Annotated in this window: 19 protein-coding genes; 11 read left to right on the top strand and 8 right to left on the bottom strand. The window is 58.8% G+C overall.

The annotated features are described in order from the left end of the window. The 4 genes from ACUTJJ_RS15775 to ACUTJJ_RS15760 are packed head-to-tail and all read right to left on the bottom strand — an operon-like array spanning position 1 to position 3,144. On the bottom strand, positions 1-672 hold the full coding sequence (locus ACUTJJ_RS15775; protein WP_404494654.1) for a transporter substrate-binding domain-containing protein: 672 nt from the start codon (positions 670-672) through the stop codon (positions 1-3). A gap of 1 nt (position 673) precedes the next feature. Further along, positions 674-1,444, bottom strand: coding sequence for a 4-hydroxy-2-oxoheptanedioate aldolase (hpaI, locus tag ACUTJJ_RS15770; RefSeq protein WP_404494653.1), 771 nt, complete (start codon positions 1,442-1,444; stop codon positions 674-676). Positions 1,445-1,453: 9 nt separating this feature from the next. After that, positions 1,454-2,236 (bottom strand): 2-oxo-hept-4-ene-1,7-dioate hydratase, encoded by a 783-nt coding sequence (gene hpaH / locus ACUTJJ_RS15765; protein ID WP_445542751.1) that lies wholly within the window; start codon positions 2,234-2,236, stop codon positions 1,454-1,456. A 14-nt stretch (positions 2,237-2,250) separates the two neighbouring features. After that, positions 2,251-3,144: an intradiol ring-cleavage dioxygenase gene (locus ACUTJJ_RS15760; RefSeq protein ID WP_404494652.1), complete on the bottom strand. Its 894-nt coding sequence runs from the start codon at positions 3,142-3,144 to the stop codon at positions 2,251-2,253. Between the two features lie 239 nt (positions 3,145-3,383). Here ACUTJJ_RS15760 and ACUTJJ_RS15755 point away from each other — a divergent pair, with 239 nt between their 5' ends. From ACUTJJ_RS15755 to ACUTJJ_RS15735, 5 genes are all read left to right on the top strand, one after another. Next, positions 3,384-4,118: a GntR family transcriptional regulator gene (locus tag ACUTJJ_RS15755; RefSeq protein WP_404494651.1), complete on the top strand. Its 735-nt coding sequence runs from the start codon at positions 3,384-3,386 to the stop codon at positions 4,116-4,118. Further along, positions 4,115-4,930, top strand: coding sequence for a sugar phosphate isomerase/epimerase family protein (locus ACUTJJ_RS15750; RefSeq protein WP_404494650.1), 816 nt, complete (start codon positions 4,115-4,117; stop codon positions 4,928-4,930). The genes ACUTJJ_RS15755 and ACUTJJ_RS15750 overlap by 4 nt, the downstream gene beginning before the upstream one ends. A gap of 358 nt (positions 4,931-5,288) precedes the next feature. Continuing rightward, complete coding sequence (locus tag ACUTJJ_RS15745) at positions 5,289-6,749, top strand: HlyD family efflux transporter periplasmic adaptor subunit (protein WP_404494649.1); 1,461 nt, start codon at positions 5,289-5,291, stop codon at positions 6,747-6,749. Positions 6,750-6,877: 128 nt separating this feature from the next. Continuing rightward, a complete protein-coding gene (locus ACUTJJ_RS15740) occupies positions 6,878-8,845 on the top strand; it encodes a glycosyltransferase family 2 protein (RefSeq protein WP_445542750.1) in 1,968 nt (655 codons plus the stop codon). Positions 8,846-8,907: 62 nt separating this feature from the next. After that, positions 8,908-10,170 (top strand): hypothetical protein, encoded by a 1,263-nt coding sequence (locus ACUTJJ_RS15735; protein WP_404494647.1) that lies wholly within the window; start codon positions 8,908-8,910, stop codon positions 10,168-10,170. A gap of 197 nt (positions 10,171-10,367) precedes the next feature. On the opposite strand, the gene ACUTJJ_RS15730 is transcribed toward ACUTJJ_RS15735, so the two are convergent. Then, on the bottom strand, positions 10,368-10,730 hold the full coding sequence (locus tag ACUTJJ_RS15730; RefSeq protein ID WP_445542753.1) for a hypothetical protein: 363 nt from the start codon (positions 10,728-10,730) through the stop codon (positions 10,368-10,370). Between the two features lie 199 nt (positions 10,731-10,929). Between ACUTJJ_RS15730 and ACUTJJ_RS15725 the strand changes: the two genes are divergently transcribed. Beyond that, positions 10,930-12,618 (top strand): dihydroxyacetone kinase family protein, encoded by a 1,689-nt coding sequence (locus ACUTJJ_RS15725; RefSeq protein WP_404494646.1) that lies wholly within the window; start codon positions 10,930-10,932, stop codon positions 12,616-12,618. A 67-nt stretch (positions 12,619-12,685) separates the two neighbouring features. Here the strand turns inward: ACUTJJ_RS15725 and ACUTJJ_RS15720 are convergent, their stop codons facing one another. Beyond that, entirely contained in the window at positions 12,686-13,144 is a 459-nt protein-coding gene (locus tag ACUTJJ_RS15720; protein ID WP_063946908.1) for an Lrp/AsnC family transcriptional regulator, read from the bottom strand. A 120-nt stretch (positions 13,145-13,264) separates the two neighbouring features. On the opposite strand from ACUTJJ_RS15720, the gene ACUTJJ_RS15715 reads away from it, so the two are divergent. Beyond that, positions 13,265-14,548 carry a cystathionine gamma-synthase family protein gene (locus ACUTJJ_RS15715; RefSeq protein WP_445542749.1) on the top strand — a complete coding sequence of 428 codons (1,284 nt, stop codon included), beginning with the start codon at positions 13,265-13,267 and terminating at the stop codon, positions 14,546-14,548. Positions 14,549-14,632: 84 nt separating this feature from the next. Continuing rightward, positions 14,633-15,313, top strand: coding sequence for a DUF2161 domain-containing phosphodiesterase (locus ACUTJJ_RS15710; protein ID WP_445542748.1), 681 nt, complete (start codon positions 14,633-14,635; stop codon positions 15,311-15,313). A gap of 40 nt (positions 15,314-15,353) precedes the next feature. On the opposite strand, the gene ACUTJJ_RS15705 is transcribed toward ACUTJJ_RS15710, so the two are convergent. Together ACUTJJ_RS15705 and ACUTJJ_RS15700 are read right to left on the bottom strand one after the other, a co-directional pair. Then, positions 15,354-16,283: an MYG1 family protein gene (locus ACUTJJ_RS15705; RefSeq protein ID WP_445542747.1), complete on the bottom strand. Its 930-nt coding sequence runs from the start codon at positions 16,281-16,283 to the stop codon at positions 15,354-15,356. Positions 16,284-16,456: 173 nt separating this feature from the next. Beyond that, complete coding sequence (locus ACUTJJ_RS15700; protein ID WP_445542746.1) at positions 16,457-17,503, bottom strand: GlxA family transcriptional regulator; 1,047 nt, start codon at positions 17,501-17,503, stop codon at positions 16,457-16,459. Between the two features lie 85 nt (positions 17,504-17,588). Here ACUTJJ_RS15700 and ACUTJJ_RS15695 point away from each other — a divergent pair, with 85 nt between their 5' ends. The 3 genes from ACUTJJ_RS15695 to ACUTJJ_RS15685 all read left to right on the top strand — a co-directional run. Further along, positions 17,589-18,842, top strand: coding sequence for a sarcosine oxidase subunit beta family protein (locus ACUTJJ_RS15695; protein ID WP_296066904.1), 1,254 nt, complete (start codon positions 17,589-17,591; stop codon positions 18,840-18,842). Positions 18,843-18,852: 10 nt separating this feature from the next. Then, positions 18,853-19,173 carry a sarcosine oxidase subunit delta gene (locus ACUTJJ_RS15690; protein WP_445542745.1) on the top strand — a complete coding sequence of 107 codons (321 nt, stop codon included), beginning with the start codon at positions 18,853-18,855 and terminating at the stop codon, positions 19,171-19,173. After that, positions 19,170-20,002 (top strand): 2Fe-2S iron-sulfur cluster-binding protein (locus tag ACUTJJ_RS15685; RefSeq protein WP_445542744.1); only part of this gene is annotated, 833 nt, incomplete at its 3' end. The genes ACUTJJ_RS15690 and ACUTJJ_RS15685, both read left to right, overlap by 4 nt.

Here is a 20,002-nt window from a genome sequence, read left to right as displayed (position 1 = left end):
TTAGAGGGTTTCCGTGTAGCGCGTTACGAACTCTTCCAGAAAAGCAGCCGCGAGTTCCATATCCCGTAAGACCGCGACGGTCTGGGGAATCTCTGAGAACGCGTCATCCAGTTTACGAAGATTGGCATCCTCCGCTACCGCCGCTTCGAGGGATTGCTTCAGCCCTGCCGCTGCATGACAGGCGCCCGCCTTCAACTGTTCAGTTGCTTCAGCGGCGGTGCCTACATGAAGAATCGTCGCGTGCTTGATCAGGCGTTCCAACTGTTTTGTATAAGCGGCCCCTTGCGCAGCCGCGATGATAGAGCCGGGTTTGTCGACATCCGCTACCCGCATGTATTCCGATTGTGCCGGCACAAGAAATGTAGCCGTCACAAAGGCATAGGGCGGCGAAAAAGAAAACCGGTCAACGCGCGATGGATCTGCGGCAATGAAGGCGACATCCCATTCGCTGCGATCCGCGGCAGCCAATATCGCTGCTGCGGACGGGTACTCCAGAATCGTGAGCGGACATCTGGCTTCGGCCGCCAATGCCCGAGCGAGATCGATGCTTGGCCCGCTGAGAACACCCGTCGCAGCGTTGATGCGGGCAAGCGCCGCGTTGGAGATGTTGACCGCCGCACGGATCGCGCCCGTTGGCGCGATCTCATGGGCAATCTCGGTCCGATCAGCCATCTTATGCTGGCTCCGAGAACCTGCCGTAAAGCGCTTCTGCCCCGCGCGCCAAGAGGGCGACGTCGATGCCGACGGCCGTGAAGAGGGTACCGAGCTCGATGCAGCGTTTCGCAAATTTCTCGTCCGGTGTGAGGATTCCAGCGGGTTTCCCCAACCGCTTCAAAAGTGCGATCGCATTTTCGATCGCTTCGACCACCTCTGGCGTCCCAGGCTGACCGGGATAACCGAAGCTCGCCGCAAGGTCGGCCGGCCCGATGAAGATTCCATCCACGCCCTCCACCGAAGCTATCGCCTCGATATTGGCCAAGGCCTCACGGGTTTCGACCTGCAGGAGAACGCAGAGTTCCCGTTCGGCCTGTTGGGCGTAGTTTTTGACCCGGCCAAACCGTGTGGCGCGCGTGAGTGCTGACACGCCCCTGATGCCGGCGGGCGGATAGCGGGTGGCGGCAACGGCAGCCCTGGCCTCGTCGGCGTTCTGAATGAAGGGGATCAGCAATGTCTGGACACCGATATCAAGAAAGCGCTTGATGAGGACGGGGTCGTTGGCGGCCGGTCGCACGATTGGCGAAACCTTGTAAGGGGCCACGGCCTGCAATTGCGGCATGACGGTCAAAACGTCGCTCGGCGAGTGTTCGGTATCGAAGAGCAGCCAGTCGAAACCGGCGGGCGCGACGATCTCGGCCGCATAAGTGCCCGGCAGGCCGCACCACAGCCCGATCTGGCTTTCGCCCGCGCGCAGCTTTGCTTTGAATTGATTGACCGGAAGATCCATGTTCCCACCTCACACGAAAGAGACGCCGATCGAGCCGATCGGGCCGTAATCTGCCTGGATGACATCACCTTTGACGATATCGACGGGCCGCGTAAAGGACCCTGCAAGGACGATCTGCCCCTTCTTCAGGCCACCGCCCACGGCATGCAGCTTGTTGACCAGCCACGCAACGCCAGCGGCAGGATGCCCCATGATCGCCGCCGACACGCCGGATTCCTCGATAATTCCGTTTTTGGAAAGCGTAGCACCGACCCAGCGCACGTCGATATCCATCGGACGGATAACACGTCCACCGACCACGATGGCGCCGAACGCCGCATTGTCAGCGATAGTATCGGTGATCGCGCGGGGTACTTCGGTGCGGTAGTCGATAATCTCGAGGGCTGGCACGACAAATTCGGTCGCGCGCATCACGTCGTAGATGCGCGTGCCTGTGCCATGCAGGTCTTCTCCCATGATGAAGGCCAGCTCGACCTCGAGGCGCGGCTTGATGAACAGCTCAGCCTTGATCTGTGCGCCGTCGTTATAAAGCGCGTCGTCAAGAATGACCCCATAGTCCGGCTCGGTCATTTTAGACGCCATCTGCATGGCGCGGGACGTGAGGCCGATCTTGTGGCCAACGATCCGGGCGCCGCGAGCGAGGCGGGATTGGGCCCAGAGCTCCTGAATGCGATAGGCGTCCTCAATCTCGAGTTCCGGATAGGTTTTGCTGGGCTGAACGATCGGCTTTCTGTCGGTCTCGGCTTTCAGAATAGCATCAGCTGCGGCCTGGCGTTGTTCCTCGGTGATCATAAATGGCTCCGGAATTATTTGATCGGCGGGCGCGGCAGAACGGCTTCGCCCGGCTCCATGGTGTAGGTGTAATCAAGCGAGAACCACGGTCCCTCAACATCCTTGTCGCTGGGGTGTGGCTCATCATGGCGAATGAAATCTCCCGTGAGGGCGGCCGTTACGCCGAACTGCACATCGGAATCAATATGAGGATCGCTCGGGTCGAAAACCTGCGAGATCAATGTCTTGAAGCCCGGTTTGAATATGAGTGCGTGCAGGTGGGCCGGCCTGTACGGGTGTCGACCCTGCGCCTTGAGCATCCGCCCGACGACGCCGTCGACGGGGATAGGATAACCGACCATTTTCACGGTCCGGAACCAGAAACGGCCATCCTCGTCTGTGGTGAATTTTCCGCGCAGGTTCATCTCCGCCTGATCAGGGTCTTGGTTTTCATAGAGGCCGACAGGAGAAGCATGCCAGACATCGACCTCCGCACCTGAAATCGGATTGCCGTGCCGATCAATGACGCGTGCGCGAACGAAGAGCGGATCTCCCGGAGTACTGGAGCGGATGATCGTTCCGCCATTTTCTACCCGCGGGGAGTTGAGGCGCCAGAAGGGGCCGAGCAGCGACTGCGATGTCTCCGTCTGGCCGTTATCACCATTGTTCAACAGACAGACGAGAGAGGATACGCCAAGGGAGCCCGAGATCAGAACGAACTCATTGTGCGTATCGGTCTGCAGCTGACCGATTTCGTTCAAGATGGCCGTTGCCTCGCGGAACTCTGGCTCCGTTAAACGCACTTCCCGAACGAACGCATGGAGGTGCTTGACCAGCGCCACCAGAATTTCACGCATTCGTGGATCGGATGTCTCACTCATCGCCGCGATGACCGCAGGCGTGATGTCGCTTTCGCTTTTGATGACCATTGGCACCTCCCAATGCAGAGTCAGTACGAGAATAATCGATTATTTGTCAAGCGTCGATCAAGCGAAAGCGGTTGCTGGATGGTCTTGTAGGCGATGCCGGAGATTTCCGAGGCTAACGAAGGCAATTTTCGTCATCATCACGGCTCTTTGGGAATGTGGCGAGCGATGTCCCGACAATCCGTTGACAAGAATAATCGTTTATTCTACCGCTCATCATCATCTTTGTCACGCGGGGTGCCATGAAACAGCAGGCCAACGATCCGATCGGAGGGGGCAATCAAATCGCCAGCGGTGGATTTTCGGACGATGGCAAGAATACCATCGGCAGCCAGCTTGCCACGCGGCTACGCGAAGCGATCATTTCCGGTGATCTGGAAGCGGGCAGCAAGATCAATCTCGACAAGGCGCGACAATCCTTCAACGTCAGCCTGAGCCCGCTTCGCGAGGGCCTTGCGCGCCTGATATCCGACGGTCTTGTCGAGTTTGAGGATAATCGTGGCTACCGTGTCTCGCCTGTGTCGCTCGCCAATCTGGAGGAAGTCACCAGCCTGCGCGAAGAACTCGAGGTTTTCGCTCTGAAGGAAGCCATTCGGGTGGGGAATGTGGAGTGGGAGGGAAACGTCATGCGCGCCCTGCACAAGCTCAACCGCGCCGAGCGGGATGCAGCAAGGCCCGAGACTCTGGAGTACTGGGAAACCGTACATCGCGATTTCCACCTCGCTTTGATATCGGGATGTGGCAAACCGCTTCTTCTTCAGTTCTGCAACACCCTGCTTAATCTCAATGATCGTTATCGAAGGGCCTTCCTTTCACAGACATCAGGTGACAGAAACGTCAATCAAGAACACAGCGAGATAGCGCAGGGTGCGGTCGCCCGGGACAGCGATTTCGCGACCGAAAAGCTTCGCCAGCATATTCATCGCACGGGCAGCAATCTCCTGGAGCATCTTGCCCGCGCGGGGGTGGTGCGATGACAGACAGCAAACCAATCCTGCAGAAGGCGCTCGGTGTCGCCCATTTTTCCGCAATAACGCTGCCGCCGTCACAGTTCGTGCGCTGCGCCGCCAACGCAGGTTTCAATGCGGTTGGATTGAGATTGCATCCTGCCTTTCCCGGCGCGCCTTATTACGAGCTGCCGAAGGGCAGCAAGTCCGCAGCGGAATTCCGCGCACTTCTCGACAGCGAAGGCATGAGCGTCTTCGACATCGAGTTTTTTGTTGTCGACCCGCAATTCGATGCGGCCGCTGTCGAAGCCATCGTCGCTGCGGCGGCGGACATTGGCGCCAGACGCCTGTCCGCCTGCGGCGATGATGCCGACCGACAACGTCTTGTCGATAACCTCGGCAGCTTTTGCACCGTCGCTGCTCGCCACGGCATGGCCGTCGATCTGGAAAACATGGGTTGGCGCACAGTCAGCACCTATCGCCAAAGCGCTACCATCATAAATGACTGTGCCCAGACCAATGCGGGCGTGCTTGTCGACGCCATTCATTTCTTTCGCAACGGCGGAAACGTCAATGAGATCGATCGCAACATCGTCAGGCACGTGCAGCTCTGTGATGTCTCCGGTGCTGCACCGGCGACACCTGAAGGAATGATAAACGAAGCTAGATCGGGCCGTCTCGCCCCGGGCGAGGGTATCCTGCCCTTGCACGACCTCCTCGCTGCCGTTGGGGATGGGGCTGCCATTTCAGTTGAAGTGCCCTTGGTCGGAACCTCCGATGCCAAGGAGCATCTGCGAAATCTCAATCTCAAGGCTCGAAGACTTCTGCGGTCTTTCCAATGAAGGAGCCGGTGTTGCGGGTACGCGATTCCCGTGCGCATCGACTGCATGCCCGTTTGTCGCCGGACGCCAAGAACAAGCGATTGCGCCCATGGGTTGCATTCAACTTCTGCCGCTTTTTTGGTCTCGACTTGGCTGAGAAGTTTTACGCGCACCTTCTAATATGAAGAGATTAAAAATCTGCCCGATAAGTTCTCATGGATGAATTTTTGCGTCCACTAAATAGGCGAAAGCCCAAAGTTTTATCATCCATGAAAAATACATTAATGCAATCTTAACGATGTTGCGCCGCACAAAAACTTGCGACACGATTTCAATACTTCGGGAGGAACGCTTGCTTAACAACCACAGGAGTTGATTCATGCTGTTCCGTAATAAGTCCAAGGAAAGAAATAATGGGGCGTCTGTGAGGCTGGCGTCCTATACTGTTCTAGGTGTCGTCGCTACGGTATTTTCTTCTTCTGTATTTCCACCGGTGTTCACATCGCAGACCAATCGTGCACTGATCAACGCGCCGATCATTCCGTTGACCACCCCGATTAGTGGCGTGGTCAAATTATCGGATGATAAAGGCAAGGCAACCATCGAAAACGACAAGGTCGACAAAACAACCCTCATCGGCTTGAAGGTGCAGTTGGCAGCGCTCGATAATGAAATGCGCCAGAAGAACTCGATTATCGGAGATTATGCGTCCCGGATCGAAGATTTGAACAAGGATCTCTCCAGCCAGCAGGCGGCGCTGCTCATCCGGACTCAATCCGATCTTGCGGCTGCGGAGGCTGCCTTGCAGATGGTGACCTATTCCACCCGCATCGCAAAAGCTGAGGCAACGAGAAAACAGAAGCTGGTAGCGAAGGGTGTCTATTTCGGTATCGGCGATGATATTGCCGACACCATACAGCTTGAAGATGTAAAATTGCAGGCAGCCAGGGTAGCCGTGGACAAACTCAACAAGGAAATGAGCTTTGCCCGCCAAGGAATTTATATCGGCTCTGATCTGCAGTCGCTGCAAAATCTCCAGCAGGAAATCCGCACACGTTCAGCCGACCTGATGCAGATCCAGATGCAGATGACGACGTTGGAGACCAGACGCAGCGAACTGGAAACGCTGGCCTCGGCAGAGGCGGCCCGCATCGAGCGTCTTACCCGCGCAGATCTCGCGATCCCGGCCGGAACGACACTTTACAAGCCGGTCGCGGCAACCGGACGCGAGGTTGTCGCTGGCGATACACTCGCGGAAGCGCTGGATTGCCGCAATGCTTTCGTGGTTGCCATCTTCTCCGAGCGTCAGGCGCAGGCCCTCTCCGTCGGCTCGCGGGTTAAGGTTAATGCCGATGGCTGGAACCAGGAAGCCGATGGTCTGGTGGAGCGGCTGGTGCCGCGCACGACGGAACGGGTGGACCTGGACTACGCCGTGCCTTTTCCGCCGACAGAAAGGCGCGAGCTCTACGCTTTCATCCGCGTTGACGGCGCCAACCAGCAAAAACTTTCGCGTGATACCGCCTGTTCGGTCGGCACATGGGTGAGTGTAAGTCTGCCGAATGAGTGGCTCGGAAAGACGCAGGACTATGTTCATGAGGCATCCAGCAGCCTGTTAAAACTCGCCCAAACCTCCGTCGATGAGCTTCCTGGCGTCACCGAGGCTACCTGGTCGCTTATCGAAACGTCGCGTGACAGGGTCTTCGACTACATGGGCATCAGGCCAGCCAAACAGGCGCGCCAGCCGCAGATTGCTGAACGGTTGCCTCAACAAGGGGTCCTGCCGCATCAAACGACGGCCAGCCCCAGCGCGGCAAAAACGGTCTCGCGAACTCAATCCTGACACCGCACGGATTGGGTGAGCCCTGCGGGCCTGTTTATTGGCCCGTGGGGCAAGCGCCTCATCTTCCACATTACGCTCTTGCCTGCGCCCGCATCTTAGCGCGGAAGGACATTGTTGAGGTTAGTTCGATGTATTTCAGCTCCGAAGGTGACATCCAGTCCATACTTTACGTCAACCTTGTCATCGCACTTGGCGCAATCCTTTTCGCCATGCTTGCCGATCCCAAGAGGTTCGTCGACAGGCTGGCATTCAGCGTCATCATGCTTCTTTCGCTTGGAACATACATTGTGTGGCGAGCCGTCGATACTTTGCCGCCGGTGGAATTCTCGCTGGAGGCCTTGTGGAACTATACATACTTCACATTCGAACTCATTTCGGTGCTCTATGCGATCGGTTCTATCCTTATCCTGCTCCGGCGAACGGACTGGTCCGCCATCGCCGACCGTGGGGAGGCCGAACTCGAAAAAAATGGAGACGCTCCCTTGGTGGACGTCGTCATCTGCACCTACAATGAGCCGTTGAACGTCCTCGAAAAGTCGATCATTGCAGCACAAGCCATGGATTATCCGAAGCTCCGTGTTTTCGTCTGTGACGATACGCGCAGACCGGATGTCCGCGATTATTGCGACAGGGTCGGCGTCAACTACGTCACCCGTCCCGACAACAAACATGCCAAGGCGGGAAATCTGAACAATGCCCTTCGCCACACCAATGCCCTGGCGCAGGTGTCGGATCTCATCATGGTGCTTGACGCCGACTTCGCGCCGCAGGCAAATTTCCTCAAACGCGTCACGGGGCTTTTCTCGGATGCAAAGGTGGCGGTGGTGCAAACGCCGCAATTTTATTTCAACAGAGATCCCATCCAACACAACCTGGGCATTGGTAAAAGCTTCGTTGATGACCAGCGTGTTTTCTTCGATGTATTCCAACCGGCGAAAGACGCGGCTGGTTGCGCGTTCTGCGTCGGCACCAGCTTCGTCGTGCGTCGCTCTGCCGTAAATGACCTTGGCGGCTTTCCTTCGGAAGCGCTTTCCGAGGACATGCTATTGACATATCGGCTGATGGAACAGGGATATGTCACACGCTGGCTAAATGAGAAACTCAGTGTCGGCTTATCGGCCGAGGGTATACCGGAATATATTACCCAGCGGACGCGCTGGTGTCTCGGTACGATCCAGATTGGTCTCCTGCGCACCGGTCCGCTCTGGCGCGGCAACTTCACGCTGACGCAGCGGCTGCATTATCTGCATGGCCTTTTCTGCTGGTTGTCGAAGCCTTTCATCCTTTGCTTGCTCCTCGCCCCTTCGATCTACTGGCTTACCGGCGTTTCGGCCCTTCAAGCCGATGAATTGATGTTCATGAAGCTGGGGCTGTCCTCTCTTGCGCTGTTCTGGACCTATTCCACCTGGATTTCCGGCAAACGCACCCTTCCTCTTTTCACGGAAGTGACACATGCCCTGACGGCGGTACCAATCACAATCACCCTTTTTCAAGCTATTCGAAAGCCGTTCGGACGGCCCTTTAAAGTGACGGAAAAGGGTGGAGACAGATCGCATGTGCGGGTTCATGCGCCCACGGCATTGTTTTTCGCCTTCGTTTCGGCGGCCTCGGCCGTGTCGATCGTGCTGGCCGTCTACAGCTGGGATTCTCCTTCGGAATTGTCCGCACGCGACTGCATGAACCTCATCTGGTCAGCCGTCGCGATGGTGATTGCTTTCACCAGCCTCATATGCTGCATCGAGTTGCCCCGCTTCGACAAAGAAGAGCCGATCGAAGTCGATATTGCCGGAAAAATCCGCAGCGCCGACTCAATCCTGCCCGTTCGTATATCGAGGCTGTCGACCGAAAGTGTTACACTCTCGGAGACCTCCCCGGGCATCGCTGATGCCGCGTCGGTTTTCGTGCCGGAGGCTGGCTGGTTGCAGGTGGAGGCAAGCGGCACGCCCCAGGCGCCTTGCAAATATAATTTGCGTCTCACGGAGGAACAGCACAGGGCTGTTTTGCGACTTCTGTTCCGGACGGCTCCTGAGAACGTCGCCGGGCAGGGGGATCTTATACAATCAATGCGGATGTTGTTCGCCCGCGCTTTCAGCTGACGGGCTGGTCCCCTTAGAGCGGCTGGATAGCATGAGGCTCGACAAGGCTTGAGGGAGACTGCATGTCCAACAAGACTATCCTCATCGGCTCATTATTTTGCAGTCTCGTGTCGGCGAACCCGGTCACCGCGGCCGAAACTGCTAGAGATGTCGTTGCCACAAGGTTATGCGCCGGACTTGCCGCAAGGATGGACGGCTCGGTCGGGCCCTTTCTTTTCCGCAGCTATGAGCCTGGAGAAGGTGGACAGCCACTTGACCCGGCCCTCGAGAATGCGGCTTTCACCTACGACAACGCCCTGGCATCCATCGCACTTTTTGCCTGTCGCCAGGATACGAAAGCCCTGCGCGTTGCCAATGCTTTACGCCTCGCGGTTGATCATGACAGGCATTACCGCGACGGGCGAATCCGCAATGCATATCGTTCCGGTGCCGTAACGGATATCAAGGAGCCCATGCTTCTGCCCGGGTTCTGGAATGCCAGGCTCAATGCCTGGATCGAAGACGATTATCAGGTTGGAACTGCGAGCGGCAACGTTGCCTGGGCAGCACTTGCACTTTTAGCCGCGCATGAACAATCTGGCGACCAAACCTACCGGGCCGCGGCGGCAAGACTGGTTGGTTGGATCGACACCAGTACGAAGGGAAAAAGCGAGGTCGGCTACGCGGGCGGTACTTTCGGTCAGGAGCCCGCGCCAACCACACTGGATTGGAAATCGACCGAACATAATCTCGACATTTATGCAGCAGCCAATTGGCTTGCAGCAATCGATGACACGAGACAGTGGAAAGTCGTGCGGGATCAAGCCGGATCGTTCCTTGACGCCATGTGGAACGAGCGGGAAGGGCGCTTCTACGTCGGTAGCCTGCCCGGCAGCGATCTACCAAACACAAGCCAGTCAGGTATCGATTCCGAACTTTGGCCGCTTCTTGCGGTGCCAGAATTTGAGGGCCGCGCCTCGCGGGTTTTAAACTGGGTTGATAGGCACTACGCCGTCCATGGCGGGTTCGATTTCAATGACGATCGCGATGGCGTCTGGCTCGAAGGCACCGCACAGGCGGCGCTGACGTTTCAGCGTGCTGGACAGAAAGGGAAAGCCGACAGGCTGCTCGAGACAATAAAAGCGAATATTTCGCCGAGCGGACTTGTTTATGCGACCCAGGATCGCGAACTGACGACCGGCCTGAAAATCGGTCCGGGCTCCAACTCCGCCGACTTCAAGTATTTCAGGTTGCCGCATATCGGAGCCACGGCATGGGCCATTCTTGCGGCCAAAGACTGGAATCCATTTACGGGTAATGGTGTTGCACCCGCTCTGCTCAGGTGAGCATGTCGCGGGTCTTCGCGCTTCGCTTGCTGTTTGCCTCCCTTGGTTCAGCAATCAGGGCCTCAAAACTTCACATGCGATCCGGCCCGGCGCGGAATCCGGGCAGTCAGGCGGCAGCGCGACGCTTTTCTTCCAACTGACAGACAGCAGGAAACCCTGTGCGAGAACCCGTCGGGGAAAGGGCGAAGGTTGAAAACCTATGCTTCGACAGGCTCGCTCACGTCATCCAGAAGGAAGTGCACGATAACATAGCGTGTCGTATATTTATGACCGCTGTCGGCAACGCCTTCGACGGCGCCACCGTCTGCGGGGTGCCACTCCTTGTAGTGGGGATTATTCGCGATCAGGGTGATAGCCTTGCCCGTGAACTTGCCATCCAGCCTGTAGCGGGCCTCGGCAAGGCTCCAGATCTTTTCAAAATTTTCCTGGCTGATCCGGGCGCGCAGGGCTTTCCTGGTTGTCGCCTTGCCGGTCGAACCATGGTCTCTGGCTACCGGTGGAATATGAAGGTCGACCTCTTCAGAACCATCAAGCAGAAAGGCAAATTCGTCTGGCCACATCCGTCTCACGTATCGCTCCTCCCAAAGCTGCCGTCCGGTAGTGGCGACATGATAGCGCGTCCGTCGCAAGAGGCAATGGCGGAAATGTACCCCTGACGCGAGCGTCGGGAACTTGAAATCGGCTTTCAGATCGTGCTTGTTTTCGGTCGGCAGCGCGCGTTTGCGTCCCCGGTTGAGGAACCGCACGGAGGAAGAAGGCATGAAGAAGCTCATCAACAATCCAGTAACTGTCGTGCGGGAGATGCTTGAAGGGGTCGTAGCCCTTAGTCCTGCGACGATCCTGCTTGCTGATGAGAACGTCGTGATTCAGTCCGGCCTTCCCGAACCGGATAAGCGGAAGGTGGCGGTGCTGTCTGGTGGCGGCAGCGGACATGAGCCCGCCCATGCAGGCTATGTCGGGGCGGGCATGCTGACCGTTGCGGTCGCAGGTGACGTTTTTACCTCGCCCAGCACCGATGCGGTTCTCGCGGGTATCAGGGCCGCGGCAGGGCCTGCGGGTGCCCTCCTGATCGTCAAGAACTATACAGGCGACAGGCTGAATTTCGGCCTGGCGGCAGAGCTCGCAAGGGCCGAAGGTATCCCCGTCGAGATCGTCGTCGTCGCAGACGACGTCGCGTTGAGGGATACAGTGTCCGCAGACCGACGCCGTGGCATCGCCGGGACGGTGCTGGTCCATAAGCTCGCCGGCGCGGCGGCCGAGAGGGGGCTTCCTCTTGAAGACGTGGCCCGTATAGCGCGCGAGGCCGCCGGGAAATTGGCTTCGATGGGAGTTGCGCTGGGCTCCTGCACGCTTCCGGCGGTCGGCAAGCCGGGCTTCGTGCTCGGGGAGGCGGAAATCGAAGTGGGGCTCGGGATTCATGGCGAGCAGGGCGTCCGGAGGATGCCCCTCGCGCCGGTGGACGAGCTAGTGACGCTGGTCCTCGATACCATCAAGGCCGATGGTAAGCTTAAAAGCGGGGATCGAGTGGCGCTTCTTGTCAACGGATTGGGATCAACGCCGCCGATGGAACTTGCGATCGTGGCACGCTCCGCGGTGGCGCGTCTCGAATCATTGGGCATATCCGTCGAGCGGGCCTGGGCAGGCACCTTCCTTTCGGCGCTGGATATGCCAGGCTTCTCTCTGTCAGTCATACCTGTCGATGCTGAAACCCTAAGCCTCATCGACGCGCCGACCGTGGCCACCGCTTGGCCCCGCGGCGGGGCCGTGAACAGGGAGCGGGTGCTGCCGTCGCACAATATTGAAAAGAGCGAGGCCGCTGAGAGAAGAAGAACCACAGCCGGAGATCGATTACATGCAGTCTCACGGCATGTGGCTAACGCGTTGATCGCCGCGGAGCCCAGGCTAACGGAGCTTGACAGCATCACAGGCGATGGCGACTTGGGGATGAGCATGGTGCGCGGTGCCGAAGCAATTCTTGCACTTCCGGAGCAGAGGTTCAGCGACGTTTCGGATGGATTGATGGCGATGGCAAACGCGATGCGAAAAGCGATCGGCGGAAGCTCGGGACCATTCTACGCCACCGGCCTGATGCGCGCTTCGCGCCAGCTTGCCGGGATCGAAAAGCCAACCGCCGAACAAATGGCCGACGCATTTCTAGCTGCTGTTGCAGCCGTCTCTGAACTCGGTGGCGCCGGGCCAGGCGACCGCACCATGATTGACGCGTTGTATCCCGCGGCAGAAACGTTCAGGGAAAAACTTGGCGGCGGCGCATCTTCAGAGGATGCGTGGCGCTCGGCAGTGGCGGCGGGTGTCGCGGGTGCTGAAGCCACAGCGTCCATGAAGCCGCGTCTCGGTCGCGCGAGCTATCTCGGAGAGAGGGCTGTCGGACATCAGGATGCGGGAGCCGTTGCCGTTAGCATCTGGCTAGAAGCAATCACTCCCAGCTAGAAGAGCCATCGGCCAGACGTGGCTGAAGTTGGACGCCATCATCGAAGCCGCTCGGACACAACCAAACTTAGACCCGTCGCGTCTTGATTGTGTTCATGACGAAGCTGGTCTCAATGGTGTCGACGCATTTCAGCTTCGCAATCTTGTCCTTTATGAAGCGCTCGTAATCCTCCAGTCCGCCGCACATGACCTTAAGCATATAATCCCGCGGGCCGGTCACCAGATGACACTCGAGAACCTCATCCCAGTCGAGAACGGCGGCTTCGAACATGCGGATCTCGTCATCGTGCTGGCGGCTGAGACGGATGGAGGCGAGGGCGGTCATGGTCCATCCCTCGACCGCAGGATCAATGATGGCGGAATAACCTTTGATCGCGCCAATCTCCTCCAGGCGTCGCAGACGACGCAGGCACGCCGATGCTGACAGGCCGACCCGCTCTGCGAGTTCGTTGTTGGTGATCCGCGCGTCGGCCGACAACTCCTTGAGGATTCTGCTGTCGATGGGGTCCGCAATTTTCTGCGACATAGTCGGCACTTCTCCGCAACAAATTGTCTTTATCAAACTTTTCGCGCATCAAAATGCAAGGTATTTCGGTGAAAATGTGTGTAATCTGCGGTGAGTTCAACAATATCCGAGGGATTATCGATGACCGCGCCGCACCCGTCCAAAACCCATATCGGCAACCACGCTCTGCATCCCGAAACCCAGATGTTGAACTATGGTTACGATCCGGAATTGTCGGAGGGTGCCGTCAAGCCACCCGTATTCCTGACATCGACCTTCGTCTTTAAATCGGCGGAAGACGGACGTGATTTCTTCGACTATGTCTCCGGGCGCAAGGAACCGCCAGAGGGCAGGGGTGCTGGCCTCGTCTACTCGCGCTTCAATCACCCCAACAGCGAGATTGTTGAGGATCGCCTCGCCGTTTATGAGCGAACCGAGAGCTGCGCGCTTTTCTCCTCCGGCATGTCGGCCATTTCGACAACGCTTTTCGCCTTCGTCCGGCCGGGCGACACCGTGCTTCACTCCCAGCCTCTTTATGGTGGCACGGAGACGCTGTTGGCGAAAACGTTCCATAATTTTGGCGTCTCCGCGGTGGGCTTTGCCGATGGCGTGAGCGAAGCCTCCGTGATGGCCGCTGCTGAAGAGGCGATGGCGAAGGGCAGGGTGTCGGTTATCCTCATCGAAACCCCGGCTAATCCAACAAACAGCATCGTTGACATCGCGATGATGAGCCGGGTTGCCGACACCATTGCCAACAGGCAGGGCCACAGGCCGATCATCGCCTGCGATAATACGCTTCTCGGGCCTGTTTTTCAGCGGCCCATCGAACATGGCGCCGACATCTCGCTCTACTCGCTGACCAAATATGTCGGTGGTCATTCTGACCTCATCGCCGGTGCGGCATTGGGCCGTAAGGATGTGATGAAACAGGTAAAGGCGTTGCGCGGAGCAATCGGAACGCAGCTCGATCCACATTCATGCTGGATGCTCGGGCGATCGCTCGAAACGCTGCAAATTCGCATGGAACGCGCCGATAGCAATGCCAGGGTTGTGGCAGAATTTTTAAAAGGACATCCGAAGGTCGACAAAATTCATTATCTGCCATTCAGCGATCCAGCATCCGCGGTTGGAAAAGTGTTCGCCGCACAGTGCTCGGGCGCGGGCTCCACCTTTTCGTTCGATATCGTCGGCGGGCAGCCTGCTTCTTTCAGGTTTCTCAATGCGCTCAATATATTCAAACTGGCCGTGAGCCTCGGTGGCACAGAGTCCCTTGCGTCGCACCCCGCAACGATGACCCACTCGGGCGTTCCTGCCGATGTCCGCCAGCGCATCGGCGTTCTCGACTCCACGATCCGGCTGTCGATCGGCATCGAACATCCGGATGATCTCGTGGCCGACCTCACCCTTGCGCTCGATCAGGCCTGAGCTTTTGCATCGAGCTGCTTAAGGCTTGTCCAGCATATGCGGATCGATGTAACTGGGGGAACTTGATCCGAACGCACAGGCCCCATGGAAACGTCGCTTTATCTGCCAATCAAGGGCTTTCTCGAAAAGGCTGGCTACACCGTCAAGGGCGAGGTTGGCGGCTGCGACCTCGTGGGCCTCAGTGATGATGATCCGCCTGTCGTCGTGATCTGTGAACTGAAGCTGAGTTTCAATCTGGAACTCATCCTGCAGGCTGTTGATCGTGCGGCGGTTGCCGACGAGGTTTGGATTGCGGCTCGGGTGTCTGCCCGGGGAAAAGGCCGCGAATCCGACAGGCGCTATCGCGACCTGTGCCGCAGGCTCGGCATCGGCATGCTCGGCGTTTCCGATCATGGAGACGTGAGCGTGATCGTCGGTTCAATCTCACCCATGCCGCGGACCAATCCAAAACGTCGGTCGCGGCTGATGCGTGAGCATCAGAAAAGGCGCGGCGATCCGGCAATCGGCGGCAGTACCCGCGCGCCGGTCATGACGGCGCACCGTCAGCAGGCGCTGGGCTGTGCCCAGGCGCTGGCTTCAGGCCCGTTACGCGTTCGTGAGGTCAGATCGAGTGTACCCGATGCCGGCAAGATCCTGCTTTCGAACGTTTATGGCTGGTTCGAGCGCCAGGACAGAGGGGTCTATGGCCTGACAGAGGCGGGACAAGACGCATTGCGGCGATGGCCGCAGGAGGGCGAGCCGGCAACAGCGTCTGTAACCCGCTGAGCTCCAGGCGAACCCCCACACCAAAAAAGGTGACGCTGTCTTATGAGATTGCGGCGGTTGCCTGCCTGACCGCTATCGCCGCCATGGCAAGCGCCGCCTCACGGGTTTTGGCCGCAGCAACGAAGCGACCGTTATGGCAGAAGGTCGCGCCTTCGACACCGCAAACCGCTTCCAGGTCCTTGCCCGTCAGGCCCGCCCAGCCCGCCGGAAGGTCCGCGCGCAGTTCGAACCCGTCATCCGCGCGGCGAATGCCGGTCAGGCACCAGTCGTTCTGACGTGGGTGAACGACAAATAGCAGGTGCTCGGCGCCGGCCTTGATGATGGCGGGACGAAATGGCATTCCCGTTGGCAGTTCCAGAACCTGTCCCTGACCTGCATCGACGATCGCTTTCTGCACAAGCGCTTCGGCCCGCAGTTTTGCAGCGCTGTTTCCGATCTTGGCTTCGACGAAAGCACGCGCAATCGCGAGCGCCGCGTTAAAACAACGATCGTCCGCTTCCGGATCCGTCTCGTCGAAAACCGGTTTGAGCGTTTCCAGAAGAACAGGCAAGGTCAGTCCGGCAAGCGGTCCAGCCGTCGAGGGGCTGAGCGCGCCATTGTCGACCAGATCGACCGGCAGCACGAAGCTCTTGTCGAACGAGGCATGGATTGCTTCGATATGTTCTTCAGGAATACCGAACGCGGCAAGAAAATCGCGGCCAAAATGTTTCCAGATCAAGCCGAATGAGCTGAAGGGCTGGCCGTCGTCGCGCAACGGGGCGCCGCGCTGATGATGATCGAAGATGCCGGCCTCGGGATCATAAGCGCCGCCGACGTCGTAGATGATGCGATCCGTGGCCGGGGTGATCCACTCGGCTGCCCTGCTGCGGACAAGGCGGGCCTGCGGGAAAAGCCGGGTGAGCACGACGCTTGAGAGAAGTTCGTCGGCATGGAAGCCGCCGGAATGGGTGACGAGGAAGTCCGGGATCATAGGAGGATAAGCCTTATTGCGTGCGGAACGTCCGCAGGGATTTTGTGCACCTGATATCCGTTGCCGGACGCCACCTCAACAGGCGATTGATGCCTTCGACGGTAAAACATAGGGTGCGATAGCGGTGGTTCAGTGAGAAAACGCGCCCTCAAAATTGCAATGGCCGAAGCTGCTTACATTTGAGGCAGCAACACCCCAACAGCGAATTCTTCGTCCGCCACCGTGTGGCCAACCTGCGTTTTACGATATTCACTGGGTGTAAAGCCGCGCTCGGTCTTGAGTGTGCGGGAAAGATGCGGTGCGTCGCAGAACCCGGTGGCGAGCGCAATCTGGGTGATTGGATCATGTGTCGTACGCAGAAGAGAAAGCGCGCGGTCCAGCCGAAGTTCGAGGTAAACTTTTGACGGTGTCGCCTTGAGGTCGATGAGGAAACGCCGTTCGAGACTGCGGCGGCCATGGCCGAGATCGCTCGCCAGTTCCAGCACTGTTTTCGGAACCTCGATATTCTGTTGCATCCGCAGGATCGCTTTTTTGACCAGGGGATCGGTGGCCTTTCGCGCGCTCTGCTGGCCGGGCTGGGGCTTTTCGCCGCTCAGCGCGCTGTCGATCATCATGATGTTGAGGCTCTTGATGGCGGCGGACTGGCCGACATGGCGCTCCACAAGAAAGGCCGCGAGATGGGCCGCTCCATGGCCCCCGGAGCAGGTCAGCCGGTCCCGATCGATGACGAAAATCTGGTCCGAGACCATTTGCACGGTAGCGAAACGGTCCAGAAAATCCTGGCGGTGGAACCAGCTCACACAGCAGCGATAGCCGTCGAGCAGACCCGCTTCGTGCAGAATGAAGACACCGGTACAGAGACCGACGATAGGGACGCCCGCTCTCGCACGATCCTTGAGAAAGCGAATGGCTTCAGGTGCAAGCGCGCTGTGGTCGCTGATCAAGCCGCCGACGACGACGATGTAATCGTAGCGCCCTGCGTTCATCAGCCGCGTATCCGGCTGCACTTTTACGCCGCAGCTCGACTGCACGCTGCCAAGCGTCGCCGACAGAACCGACCATTCGCAAAGGATGGGACGGGAGCGGTCTGCTTCGTCCGCGGCAAGGCGCAGCACATCAACGAAATTTGCAAAGGCCGACAGCGTGAAGCGGTCTGCAAGGAGGAAGGCGACGCTGAGGCGTTTTTTTGCGGCGTGCGATTTCATGACGCAAATATTCATGCAAACAGACGCGATTGTCCAGCCGGGCGATGGCAAATGATCTTAGCGTTTACGACAACAGATTTTCCAACCGTCGGGTCCGATCATGACGCGCTTTAATGCTTTCAGTCTTTTGAAGAATGCCCTGACGGGCAATAAAAATTGGGAAGAACAATGGCCGGACAGCCAGCCGAAATCCGAATATGACGTGATCATCGTCGGCGCCGGCGGCCACGGCCTGGGGGCTGCCTATTATCTGGCCAGCCAGCACGGCATCACCAATGTCGCCGTCATCGACAAGGGCTGGCTCGGCGGCGGCAATACCGGCCGCAACACGACCATCATCCGCTCCAACTATCTCTATGACGAAAGCGCCCGTCTTTACGACCATGCCGTCGATCTCTGGGAGAACCTGAGCCAGGAACTGAACTATAACGTCATGTATTCGAAACGCGGCGTGCTGATGCTCGCCCACAATGTGCACGACGTGCAGAGCTTCAAGCGTCATATCCATTCCAACCGCCTGAACGGCGTCGACAATCGCTGGCTCAGCCCACAAGAATGCAAGGACTATTGCCCGCCGTTGAGCATCGCGGCGAATGCGCGCTATCCGGTCATGGGCGGCGCGCTTCAGGAACGGGCCGGTACGGCGCGACACGATGCGGTTGCCTGGGGGTATGCGCGTGCCGCCGCCGCCCGTGGCGTCGATATCATCCAGAACTGCCCGGTCACCGCCATTCGCCGCAATGCCGACGGTTCCGTGGCCGGTGTGGAAACGGCGCGCGGCTTCATCAAGGCGAAGAAAGTCGGGGTCTCGGCCGCCGGCCACACCTCCGTCGTCATGGATACGGCCGGTGTGCGCCTGCCGCTCGAAAGCTATCCCTTGCAGGCGCTGGTGTCGGAGCCGATCAAGCCGATCTTCCCCTGCGTCGTCATGTCGAACGCGGTCCACGCCTATATCAGCCAGTCGGACAAGGGCGAGCTGGTGATCGGTTCGGGCACGGACCAGTATACGTCCTATTCGCAGCGCGGCGGCCTGCCGCTGATCGAGCACACGATCGCCGCCATCGTCGAAATCTTCCCGATCTTCAACCGCATGCGCATGCTGCGCAAATGGGGCGGCATCGTCGATGTGACGCCGGATCGCTCGGCCATTCTCGGCAAGACGCCGGTCGCGGGGCTTTACGTCAATTGCGGCTGGGGCACGGGCGGGTTCAAGGCAACGCCGGGTGCCGCCCACACCTTCGCCTGGACCATCGCCAAAAACGAACCGCACCCGATCAACGCGCCGTTCACGCTGGAACGCTTCCGCTCCGGCCGCCTGATCGACGAGGCCGCCGCCGCCGCCGTGGCGCATTGAGGACACAACGATGCTTTTGATCCGCTGCCCCTATTGCAACGAAACGCTGCCCGAAGCCGAATTCACCTATGCCGGCCAGGCCCATATCGTGCGCCCGGCCGATCCGTCGTCGCAAAGCGATGAGCAATGGGAGGAATTCCTGTTCATCCGCGAAAACGTCAAGGGTCCGCATTTCGAGCGCTGGCGGCACCTGCACGGCTGCGGCCGCTTCTTCAACGCCGTGCGCGACACGGTGAGCGACCGGTTTCTCACGACCTATCCCGCGGGCGAGCCGCGCCCCGAACTGTCTTCCCTGACACGCGCCCCAGCAAGCTCCGAGGTGTCGAAATGAACTCCTATCGCGTTTCCGGCCGTGGCCGGGTGGATGCTTCAAGCTCCGTGAGCTTCACCTTCGACGGCAAGACCTATCGCGGCCTCAAGGGCGACACCGTCGCTTCCGCGCTTCTTGCCAATGGCGTGCATCTGATGGGCCGCTCGTTCAAATACCACCGCCCGCGCGGCCCGGTGGCGGCGGGTTCCGAGGAGCCGAATGCGCTGATCGGCACCCGCCGCGGCACCGGCCGGTTCGAGCCCAATACCCGCGCTACGGTGCAGGAAATCTGGAACGGCCTGGAGACCACCTCGCAGAACAAATATCCGAGCCTGAAATTCGATATCGGCGCCGTCAACGACATGGCCTATATGCTGTTTTCGGCCGGCTTCTACTACAAGACCTTCATGTGGCCGAAGAGCTTCTGGAACAAGGTCTATGAGCCGTTTATCCGCGCGGCGGCCGGTCTCGGCGTATCCCCCAAGGAGGAAGACCCCGATACCTACGCATCGCGCAACCTGCATTGCGACGTGCTGATCGTCGGCGCCGGTCCCGCCGGTCTCGCAGCCGCGCGCGCGGCTGCGGTCGATGGTCTGAACGTCGTGCTGGTCGATGAAAATGCCGAAGCCGGCGGCACGCTCTTGTCCGAACCCCAGGCGAAGATCGACGGCAAGCCCGCATGGACCTGGCTGGCGGATGAATTGAAAGCCCTGAAGGATCGCGGCGTCAGGGTGATGACGCGCACCACCGCCATTGCTTATTACCACCAGAACATGATCGGCCTTTGCGAAAAGCTGACCGACCATCTCGAAACCGTGCCGAAGGATGTGCCGCGCGAACGCCTGTGGCG

This window comes from Agrobacterium sp. DKPNP3, assembly GCF_052686535.1.
Note: the sequence above shows the minus strand (reverse complement) of the source record. Positions and strands in the feature narration are given on the sequence as shown.